General features: G+C 56.1%; 1 rRNA gene. It reads left to right on the forward strand.

From position 1 onward, the window contains the following. Positions 1-1,292: ribosomal RNA gene (locus C4T42_RS31300) — 23S ribosomal RNA — on the forward strand; the annotation flags it as partial.

Genomic DNA, 1,292 nt, shown 5'->3' on the forward strand with positions numbered 1-1,292 from the left:
GATGGGTGACAGCCCCGTACGGGACGGACGATACACAGGACTCGAGTAGGGCGGGACACGTGAAATCCTGTCTGAACATGGGGGGACCACCCTCCAAGCCTAAGTACTCCTCAGCGACCGATAGCGAACCAGTACCGTGAGGGAAAGGTGAAAAGCACCCCGACGAGGGGAGTGAAACAGCACCTGAAACCGGATGCTTACAAACAGTGGGAGCCCAAGGTTCGTCCTGGGTGACCGCGTACCTTTTGTATAATGGGTCAGCGACTTAAAGTTACGAGCGAGCTTAAGCCGATAGGTGGAGGCGCAGCGAAAGCGAGTCTGAACAGGGCGTTCAGTTCGTGGCTTTAGACCCGAAACCGAGTGATCTAGCCATGTGCAGGATGAAGGTGGGGTAACACCCACTGGAGGTCCGAACCAGTGCCCGTTGAAAAGGTCTTGGATGACGTGTGGCTAGGGGTGAAAGGCCAATCAAACTCGGAAATAGCTGGTTCTCCGCGAAAGCTATTTAGGTAGCGCCTCGAGTGAATACCTCACGGGGTAGAGCACTGGATGGGCTAGGGCCGCCCACAGCGGTACCAAACCCAACCAAACTCCGAATACGTGAGAGTACTGCTCGGGAGACACACGGCGGGTGCTAACGTCCGTCGTGGAGAGGGAAACAACCCTGACCGACAGCTAAGGCCCCCAATTCGTGGCTAAGTGGGAAAGGATGTGGGACTCCCAAAACAACCAGGAGGTTGGCTTAGAAGCAGCCATCCTTTAAAGAAAGCGTAACAGCTCACTGGTCTAAATAAGGGGTCCTGCGCCGAAAATGTAACGGGGCTCAAGCCACGAGCCGAAGCTTCGGGTGCATCTTTGATGCGCGGTAGCGGAGCGTTCCCTAGGCCTGCGAAGCGGTACCTGTGAGGGGCCGTGGAGGTATGGGAAGTGCGAATGCTGACATGAGTAACGACAAAGAGTGTGAAAGACACTCTCGCCGAAAGTCCAAGGGTTCCTGCGTAAAGTTAATCTGCGCAGGGTTAGCCGGCCCCTAAGGCGAGGCCGAAAGGCGTAGTCGATGGGAACGGGGCGAACATTCCCCGGCCAGCGGATGGTGACGGATGCCGTGTATCGTTTGACCTTATCGGATTGGTCAGGCGGTGAAGGGGTCCCAGGAAATAGCCTCCGCGTAAGACCGTACCCGAAACCGACACAGGTGGACTGGTAGAGTATACCAAGGCGCTTGAGAGAACGATGCTGAAGGAACTCGGCAATTTGCCTCCGTAACTTCGGGATAAGGAGGCCTCTGTCTT

The organism is Methylobacterium sp. 190mf, assembly GCF_900107945.1.
Classification (GTDB): Bacteria; Pseudomonadota; Alphaproteobacteria; order Rhizobiales; family Beijerinckiaceae; genus Methylobacterium.